Origin of the sequence: Pseudoalteromonas shioyasakiensis (genome assembly GCF_022398475.1) — a bacterium.
In the GTDB taxonomy this organism is placed as follows: domain Bacteria; phylum Pseudomonadota; class Gammaproteobacteria; order Enterobacterales; family Alteromonadaceae; genus Pseudoalteromonas.
Window position 1 is genome coordinate 1 of the sequence record NZ_JAKEVM010000166.1, and the last position, 8,907, is coordinate 8,907.

Annotated in this window: 7 protein-coding genes and 1 pseudogene; 5 read left to right on the forward strand and 3 right to left on the reverse strand. The window is 40.6% G+C overall.

Annotated elements, in window-relative coordinates:
* Positions 1-30: 30 nt before the first annotated feature.
* On the forward strand, positions 31-3,030 hold the full coding sequence (locus tag L1D51_RS19255; protein WP_239964545.1) for a bifunctional diguanylate cyclase/phosphodiesterase: 3,000 nt from the start codon (positions 31-33) through the stop codon (positions 3,028-3,030).
* Positions 3,031-3,060: 30 nt separating this feature from the next.
* Here L1D51_RS19255 and L1D51_RS19260 read toward each other — a convergent pair whose 3' ends face one another.
* Positions 3,061-3,390 carry an SUI1 family translation initiation factor gene (locus tag L1D51_RS19260; RefSeq protein WP_054562149.1) on the reverse strand — a complete coding sequence of 110 codons (330 nt, stop codon included), beginning with the start codon at positions 3,388-3,390 and terminating at the stop codon, positions 3,061-3,063.
* A 133-nt stretch (positions 3,391-3,523) separates the two neighbouring features.
* Between L1D51_RS19260 and L1D51_RS19265 the strand changes: the two genes are divergently transcribed.
* From L1D51_RS19265 to L1D51_RS19280, 4 genes are all read left to right on the forward strand, one after another.
* Entirely contained in the window at positions 3,524-3,829 is a 306-nt protein-coding gene (locus L1D51_RS19265) for an STAS domain-containing protein (RefSeq protein ID WP_054562148.1), read from the forward strand.
* Positions 3,829-5,499 carry an ATP-binding SpoIIE family protein phosphatase gene (locus tag L1D51_RS19270; RefSeq protein WP_055020715.1) on the forward strand — a complete coding sequence of 557 codons (1,671 nt, stop codon included), beginning with the start codon at positions 3,829-3,831 and terminating at the stop codon, positions 5,497-5,499. The genes L1D51_RS19265 and L1D51_RS19270 overlap by 1 nt, the downstream gene beginning before the upstream one ends.
* 45 nt (positions 5,500-5,544) lie before the next feature.
* Positions 5,545-6,204 carry a GAF domain-containing protein gene (locus tag L1D51_RS19275; RefSeq protein WP_217874692.1) on the forward strand — a complete coding sequence of 220 codons (660 nt, stop codon included), beginning with the start codon at positions 5,545-5,547 and terminating at the stop codon, positions 6,202-6,204.
* A gap of 73 nt (positions 6,205-6,277) precedes the next feature.
* Positions 6,278-7,468, forward strand: a complete 1,191-nt coding sequence (locus L1D51_RS19280) for an amino acid aminotransferase (RefSeq protein ID WP_054562145.1) — start codon at positions 6,278-6,280, stop codon at positions 7,466-7,468.
* A gap of 77 nt (positions 7,469-7,545) precedes the next feature.
* Here the strand turns inward: L1D51_RS19280 and L1D51_RS19285 are convergent, their stop codons facing one another.
* Together L1D51_RS19285 and L1D51_RS19290 are read right to left on the reverse strand one after the other, a co-directional pair.
* Positions 7,546-8,295, reverse strand: coding sequence for a DUF3379 family protein (locus L1D51_RS19285; protein WP_054562144.1), 750 nt, complete (start codon positions 8,293-8,295; stop codon positions 7,546-7,548).
* A pseudogene (locus L1D51_RS19290) lies at positions 8,295-8,843 on the reverse strand (sigma-70 family RNA polymerase sigma factor); the annotation flags it as partial. The pseudogene L1D51_RS19290 and the gene L1D51_RS19285, both read right to left, overlap by 1 nt.
* Positions 8,844-8,907: the final 64 nt, after the last annotated feature.

Consider the following 8,907-nt stretch of genomic DNA (forward strand, 5'->3'; position numbering starts at 1 on the left):
AATAATAACAATTATTAATAAGGTAGTCCTGTGGTGTATCGACGACCGCCATCACGTTTTGGTGTAAATTCATTAAGTATGAAATTGTCGCTGCTGATTTCTGCGATTTGTTTGATTGCAGGTATATGTGCTGCGGCTTTGATGCTTAAATCTGAAGAAAAACAGCTTGTGTTTGAAGAGCACGAACTTTTAAAGCACTCTAGTGAACGCTTGAGTCGTCAATTTAACCGCTTGATCAAAACCAAAATCAATATTGCTGAGCAGGCTAATAACGTCGTAAGCAGCCAGCTCCTTCACAACGAATCGCATTTACAAAGTAAACGCAGCGCAGAACTCAAATTTGCCCTCGATGGCAGTATCCGTAGTACCTCAGAAGATGGCTTATCGGCTGCGTTTCTCCCTCAAGATAAATATTCTGAATTTTATAAACAGCTTATAAACGATTCTGAATCGCTATGGAAAATCGTTTCACCGACCTTAATTCAAGATTTCTTTAATTTTTACCTTGTCACCAAAGATAACTTTATTCGTATCGCACCACCAAACTGGGCACTCAATGTACCTGGTGACTTTGATTTTACTAAAGGCGAAACCTTCAATTACGCTCAGGCTGCAACTAACCCAAGCCGAGAAGCGGTGTGGTCAAAAGTGTATTACGATACTATTTGGCATAAGTGGGTGGTGAGTGTGCTTGTGCCAATCTACCTTGATAATGATTTTTTTGGTGTCACGGGCAGTGATATCGCGCTTGAAACCTTATTGGCACAGTTGCCTATCGGTGACCGTGAGCAGCATCTGTTAGTGTTTGATGCAAAAGGTCAGCTGTTAGCTCACCCTGATTTAGATAAAACCACGCTTGAGCAATATGGTCGTGAAGGTAAAAAATTACTCACCGAAGATTTTGTAAACCCTGATCTGCAAAAACTAGTGTCTGAAACCATTCGTTTAAAGTTACCTGAGTCGGCAAATTCATTCGTACAAGATGGTGAAACACATATTATCAATATTCGTAAAGTCGAGAACCTAAACTGGTATATTGGAATTTATAAAAAGCGCTCGTCGGCACTTTCTGCGCTTGAAGAGTTAAAAGTAAAATTCTTCGGCTTGTTTATCTTGTACGCTATTTTAGTTGCTTTGTTATTGCATCAAGCACTTTATCAATTAGTACTGCGTCGCATTCATTCGTTGGTTAATGCGGTAGTTAGTTTTGGCAAAGGACAATTACAAACTGAGTTTCCAAGGGCTAATAAAGATGAAATTGGCACGCTAAATGGCTCGTTTAGAGATATGGCTATTGAAATTCGTAAGTTGATCGATGGCTTAAACCAGCGCATTAGTGAAAAAGAAATAGCTGAAAAAGCGGCGAATCGTTTATCTAAAGCTGTGGCTTTCTCTGGTACCGGTGTGGTGATCACCAATCAAGACTTTGAGATCAAATACGTGAATCCGAAAATGGTTGAAATGACCGGTTTTGAGGAGCGTCACTTTATTGGCTCGCCGCTGCTGAATATCATTTCACAAGAAATGGCGATTTTAGTCGATGATATTGATATCGATTTGCGTAGCCGTAATTATTGGCGCGGGGATACCTTATTACAAGGGAATGAACGCCAATCAGTTTGGGTTTCGTTAAGTATTTCACCAATTCGTGAAGATGGTGGTGAGATCACCAGTTACGTGGCATCAGCTCAAGATATTTCGTTTGTAAAAGAAAGCCAGCGTAAGATGGAGCAATTGGCTTACTTTGATACCTTAACGGGGCTTGCTAACCGTACTTTCTTCAGAATGCAGCTGCGTAAATCAATGGCACTGGCTGAACGTGGTCATTATGCATTTGCCTTATTCTATTTTGACTTAGATGAATTTAAACGTATCAACGATACACTAGGGCATGATGCTGGGGATCAGTTATTAGTAGAAGTGGCTAACCGTTTGAAAAAGCGTTTGCGTACGGAAGATACAATAGCGCGTTTAGGTGGTGATGAATTCGCGGTATTATTAAGTGGTATTGAGCACCAAACACATGCCATGGAAGTGGCCAATACGATTCAGCGCACGCTTAATGAGCCAATCAAATTAGGTAACAATGAAGTGATCATCAGTGCCAGTATTGGTATCACAATGGCACCATTTGATAGCCAAGAAGAAGATCAGTTACTTAAACATGCCGACCTTGCGATGTATGAAGCAAAAGCGAAAGGACGTAATACTTTCCACTTCTATAGCCAAGAGCTTAATGCGGCAGCAAACGAACGCTTATTTATTGAAAATGAGCTTCGTACTGGTATTCGCGAAGGGCAGTTTAGAGTTTATTATCAACCACAAGTTGATTGTAGAAATAACCAAGTGGTTGGCTACGAAGCACTTATTCGCTGGTTCCACCCTAGAGAAGGGATGATCCCACCGACCAAGTTTATTCCTATTGCTGAGGCAACGGGCTTAATTGTTGAGTTAGGTGCGTGGATACTGCAAGAGGCGTGTGAATTTGCAGCGCGTTTAGCTAGCCAAGATTTAAAGAATAATATTTCAATTAATTTATCGGCACGTCAGTTTAAAGATGCGAATTTAGTGTCGACACTGGATAAGATCATCAAACAAACAGGAGTTGAGCCTAAACGCTTACACCTTGAGCTAACAGAAAGTATGCTGATGGGGCATGTTGAAGCAGCTATTCTACAACTGCATCAGCTAAAAGCTTTGGGCGTGTCAATTTCAATCGATGACTTTGGTACAGGCTACTCTTCACTGAGTTACCTTAAACGTTTCCCTGTCGATATTTTGAAGGTTGATCGCTCGTTTGTGAAAGATATTCCACAAGATAGTAATGATATGGAAATAACCGCTGCGATCATTGCAATGGCGCAAAAGTTGAAGCTTAATGTTGTTGCTGAAGGGGTGGAAACCATTGAACAGATTGAGTTTTTACAAAACAACAACTGTTATATTGTGCAAGGTTACTACTATAGTAAGCCTATCCCAGAAGAAGAGTTGCCAACACTTTATGAACAGCTCAACTCATTGAATTCATAAAATACAGAAATCAAAAAATAAGGGGGGTGATTAGCCCCCTGCAATTTTAACTTTAAATTTTAGTCCTTCGAGAATCGCTTTTAGCTTATCTCTGTCATCACCTTGTACTTCGATGATACCGTCTTTTACTGCACCGCCTTGGCCCATTTTACTTTTAATGGTTTTGGCTAATTTTTTTAAGTCATGCTGCTCGCTGTCGATACCAACAACTAACATCACGCCCTTACCTTTGCGTCCTTTGGTTTGACGTTCAATGCGTAAAAAGCCGTCTTTAAAAATTTTACCTTGGCTTGGTTTACTTTCTTTAGGTTGCTCAATGCGACCCGTAGCAGTTGAATAAACTAGATTATTATCGCTCATGGTAGATCTCGTTATAAAAGCTTGGCTAAATGATAACAAATTTCATCCTAAGTGTTTTAATTTTTGGCTTATTTGTTTTAAGCGGTTATATTTAGTTAAGTATCAGGAAAGATTTGTTTATTAGGAGTTTATTATGAGTTTAACGCGCAGCACTTCTGCTGATGGCGCTATATTAACTGTACAAATCAAAGGAAAATTTGATTTTAATTTGGTGCAATCTTTTCGTCAGGCGTATGCCGATCTCAACGACAATATCGATAAAGTGGTTATAGACCTTAGAGAAACAGATTACATGGACAGCTCAGCGTTAGGCATGTTACTGAACATGAAAAAAAACCTAACAGGCAAAGTTGAAACAATTCAAATTAGTAACTGCCAACCGCAATTGAAAAAAATCCTGCAAATCTCACGTTTTGATAAAAAGTTCGATATTGATTGATGCTTAATATTCTGGTTGTAGACGATCTTGCCTTAAATCGTCGCTTATTAACCGTGATGTTAGAGCAGCAGGGCTACCGTGTTTATAGCGCTGAAAACGGTCTTGTTGCTTTAAACCTGCTCGAAGAACACACCATTGATATTGTGTTACTCGATGTCATTATGCCTGTGATGGACGGCTTTGAAACCGCTGCTATTATCAAAGAGCGCTTTAGCCAAGTCTATTTGCCGATTATTTTTATTACCTCTTTAGAAGACGAAGCGAGTTTTGAGCGTTGCTTAGCGGTTGGCGGCGATGACTTTTTACATAAGCCGTTTCAAGAAGTGATTCTTAACGCGAAAATTAAAGCGCATAGCCGGATCCGTAATTTAAGCCAAAAGGCAAGAGAGCAAAATCTACAACTTGAATATCATCAAAATCAAGTTGAGCGTGAACATGAAATTGTCGAACATATTTTTAATAATGCTCTTGAGAACCAGCAATCTTTTCCAAAGCATTTAGATTTTCATTTATCGCCTGCGGCTATGTTTAATGGCGATATGTTTTTGGTCGCACAAAGCCCATTAGGTAGCTTATATTGCATGCTTGGTGATTTTACTGGTCATGGTTTAGCCGCTGCAGTCGGAGCTCTCCCTGCTTCAAGAGTATTTTATACCATGGTGAGTAAGGGCATGTCTGTGAGTGATATTGCCGCAGAAATCAATTCAGTATTAGGTAAGTTATTACCAGGCCACATGTTTTGTGCTGCAACCATCATAGAGCTTAGCAGTACCGGAAAAAGTATCTCGGCATGGCTAGGGGGCTTACCCGATACCTATATCATCAATCAAAGCGGTGAAGTTATTCGTACCCTTGAATCTCAACACATGGCACTGGGTATTTTAGAAGAAGATGAATTCGAGCGTGCACTTATTCACATTGAAGTAGAAGACACATGCCGTATTGTCATGGCAACCGATGGTATCATTGAAACGACTAGTCCACATGACGAGTACTTTGGTGAGCATCGCTTTAAAAAAGTGCTAGCCTCAAAACCTGCTATTTCTACTGAGCAAGTACTTGAACGAGTCAATAAATTTGCCCGTGGTAGTAAACAACAAGACGACTTGAGCCTCGTATTATTAAATTGCTTACCAATGCGCGAGCCTGAGCAAAAATCAGAGCCGCTATCCGCATTACCTTTTAATTTTTCATTGAGCTTGAACTCAAAGCAAATCAAAAGTACCGATCCGGTGCTGGAAGTTGTTGATGTAATAAGCAAAGTAGCGGGGTTAAATGCACATCGCGCTAATATCTTTTTGATACTCTCAGAAGCGTATAACAACGCTTTAGATCATGGGGTGTTAGGTCTCGACTCAGAGGTCAAAAATCAGGAAGATGGCTTTTTAATTTATTATCAACAACGTGAAGAGGCCCTCGCAAATTTAACCGATGCCTTAATCATTATTGATATTCGTTATTGCCCAGAAGAACTTGCTTTATATTTTACTGTTTGCGACTCAGGAAATGGTTTTAGTAAAGAACAGGCAAATCAACAAAGCCTTGCAAGAGAGCATGGTAGAGGCTTGTGCTTGCTTGGGGAAGTAGCTTCAAAAGTGACCTTCAATAGTGCAGGCAACCAAGTCGAAATTTATTATCAATTAACAGCAAGCAGTACTAGCTCACACTAAAATCGCATGTTATCATTCTGGCATTATAGATGTTTGGATGGCTAAATGGTTTCTAACTACTTATCGACAGCTCAGCTTAAATTACCAGAAAATTTGGTTGCTGAGCAATTATCAAACCTTGAACATTATCTTGCAGAGTCAGCTTTACCAGCAGTGCGTTGGGAGTATCAAATTCCTGAGCTAGGCGAGGGTGGTGCGTGTAGCTTGTTTGGCTACTTACAAGATGAACCATTCAAATTAAATGATTATGTTGCCGATGATGCTACCAATACTGAAAAACTGGCTAAGCTTCAACAAATTATCGATTTTGTTGTTGCCCAAACTCACGTTGATTGGTTTGGTATTTATCAAGCGACAGAGACTAATGAAGGTTCTCAGTTATTAAAGCTGGTTTATCATGGTGCACCGAGCCGTCCATTATTCCCGCTAACAGAAGCATTTGCTAAAGGTAGTAACAATGTTCAAGTTGCACTTTCTAAGCAAGGGCGTGTGATCAATAACGTAGCCGATTACCTTGCACAAGGTGGTGAGTATTATACTTGCGACCCGAAGGTGAAAGCTGAGACTTGTTTACCATTATTATCAGACAAAAATGAATGCTTAGGTATTATAGATGCAGAAGCATTTAATAATGATTTCTTTGATCAGCAAACCCTTGCATTACTTGTGGCTTGTTGTATTAAAATTCCTCAACTCTTGGTCTAATTTAACTAGTAATCAGGCTGGGTTTTTATGTTAAGCTAGTGGCAACGCTAACCCCTATAAAAAGAGATAGTCAATGTTCTCAGAATTAAAACCATTACCAACAGATCCTATTCTTGGCCTAATGGCGGCCTTTAAACAAGATACAAACCCAAAGAAAATCGATTTGGGTGTAGGTGTTTATAAGGATGAGCAGGGCAATACGCCTGTATTAAAAGCGGTTAAAAAAGCGGAAGCGTTTCGTTTAGAAAACGAAACCAGTAAATCGTATATTGGCTTGGCAGGTAACCTAGATTACTGTCAAAAAATGGAAAACTTATTACTGGGTGAGCATCCAGCACTTTTAGCTAACCGTGTTCGCACTGCACAAGCACCAGGTGGTACAGGTGCATTACGTGTTGCAGCTGAATTCATCAAGCGTTGCAACAAAGATGCGACTGTATGGGTAACTACGCCAACGTGGGCAAACCACATCAGCTTATTTGAAGCGGCGGGCTTAACAGTAAAAGAATACCCTTACTACGATTACGAAAATAAAGACCTTTTATTTGATGACATGATTAATACCCTTAAGCAAGTGCCTAAAGGTGATGTTGTGTTATTCCACGCATGTTGTCACAACCCAAGCGGTATGGATTTAAATGCTGAGCAATGGAGCATCGTTGCTGATCTTGCTGTTGAAGTTGGTTTCACGCCACTGGTTGATATTGCTTACCAAGGTTTTGGTTCAAGCCTTGAAGAAGACGCAGCGGGTCTTCGTAAATTAGCAGCAGCGGTAGATGAGTTAATCATCTGTTCTTCTTGTTCGAAAAACTTCGGTTTATACCGCGAGCGTATCGGTGCATGTTCAATCATTGCTAAAGATGCAGCAACTGCTGATATCTCTAACTCTGTATTATTAAGTGTTGTACGTAGCATCTATTCAATGCCGCCTGCGCATGGTGCTGATATTGTTAGCACGATTTTAGGTAGCACTGAGCTGACGCAAATGTGGCATGACGAGCTTGATGAAATGCGTAATCGCATTAATGGTTTGCGTACTTTAATTAAAGAAAGCTTAGCTGCGAAAGGCATTGAGCAAGACTTCTCATTTATTGACCGTCAAAATGGTATGTTCTCATTCCTAGGTATTAATAAAGAGCAAATCGAGCGCTTACAAAAAGAGTACTCTATCTACATTGTGGGTTCTAGCCGTGTAAACGTTGCTGGTATCAGTGATGCAAACATTGATTACTTTGCAAATGCAGTAGCAGACGTTTGTAAGTAACCTGCTTTATAGCGATAAAAAAACCGCAGTGACTGCGGTTTTTTTATGCCTGTAATATGTGTTACTACGAGTAGGTATTAATGCAGCCAGCGAATGGCGTCATTGATCATACTGTTGTAGCTATCAAGTGGAGCGCCAATACTCGCTATTAAGATAGTATCCGCTCGCTCACCACGGTTGATGTGGCCAGCGAAACGCTCATCATTGAAATCGTCAGAGCCAGTGCCAAATGGTTGCTCGTCAGAAGGCACAATGAATACCGTCATCGGGCCAAAATCAGACTCAAATACCAAGTGCAGACCTTTTTTGCCTTGAAAGTCACAAAACATTAAATAGGTTACTTTACCTGGTAGCTCATCTAAATGTCCGCCAATGGTGGCAAACTTTTCGTTCACATAGGCAAGGTCTATCGCTTCATGTTTATCTAGCGAGCCTATCTCATGGTATAGGTGCGCAAAGGCATGCTCACCCACGCTGTATAACGTATGTTGTTTGTTAGTGACAAAGAACACACTAATTGCTACTAAAAACGACGCTGCAGCGGCTAAATACAAGCGATTAAAGGCAAAGCGCGACTTAGCCTCAATAATGGTGTCTAGCGGCTGCTCTGAAGGCGCTTTTTCTGCGGCATAGGTATTATCAATAATTCGCTTTGCTAAATTTTCAGGCACGGGGATGTTAAGCGCATTACTTAGTTCATCATCTAAAGCGCGCACATCATCAATAAACGCCTGTTTATCTGTGTCCTGCTCGGCAAACGCTTCAAGTTCCTTATCAATAGTGCTTGGCTCGGCGAGGATGCGGCGGCGAAACTCGAGTTCATCCATTAATTTGATGCTCCTCTAAGTTGATCATCATCACTGCTTAAAGCCTCTTTAAGCTGGTTTCTGGCACGGAAAAGTCGTGTCATGACAGTATTTTTATTTAAATCGAGGATCTGGGCGATTTCATCGCCAGAGCAACCCATTACTACTTGTAATAGCAATGGCTCTCGATACTCTTGTGATAACTTTCCTATTTGTCGTTGAATCACTGTTTGTTCCATTTCAGCATCAAGGGTTGTACTTTGTTCATCTACAAGGGTGTCGTTTTCAACATCGGCGTAATCAAATTGTTTACGTTCAAAGCGGCGTGCGTTCTCGCGGCGCAAAATAGTTAACAGCCAAGGTTTGACTGCTTGTTGATCTTGTAGTGAATCCAAGGCACGCCAAGCCCTCAGGAAGGTTTCCTGCACTAAGTCTTCAGCAATGTTCTGATCACGACACAACCAATACGCAAAGCGAAAAAGCTCACTGTGGTAGACATGAACCAGCGCTTCATATCGCTTTTGTTTTTCTGTCATAGTAACTAAGACCTGCCTATCAGAAAAAAACTTTCTGAGATTATTATTTTTTTCTTAAAAAAACGGCTAATTCAAGATTAGCCGTTTATATTCAAAC

Bases quoted from the DNA above. Each gene is read 5' to 3' on its own strand.
- L1D51_RS19270 (WP_055020715.1), top strand. From the start codon at position 3,829: ATGCTTAATATTCTGGTTGTAGACGATCTTGCCTTAAATCGTCGCTTA.
- L1D51_RS19275 (WP_217874692.1), top strand. From the start codon at position 5,545: ATGGTTTCTAACTACTTATCGACAGCTCAGCTTAAATTACCAGAAAAT.
- L1D51_RS19280 (WP_054562145.1), top strand. From the start codon at position 6,278: ATGTTCTCAGAATTAAAACCATTACCAACAGATCCTATTCTTGGCCTA.
- L1D51_RS19285 (WP_054562144.1), bottom strand. From the start codon at position 8,295: ATGGATGAACTCGAGTTTCGCCGCCGCATCCTCGCCGAGCCAAGCACT.
- L1D51_RS19265 (WP_054562148.1), top strand. From the start codon at position 3,524: ATGAGTTTAACGCGCAGCACTTCTGCTGATGGCGCTATATTAACTGTA.
- L1D51_RS19260 (WP_054562149.1), bottom strand. From the start codon at position 3,390: ATGAGCGATAATAATCTAGTTTATTCAACTGCTACGGGTCGCATTGAG.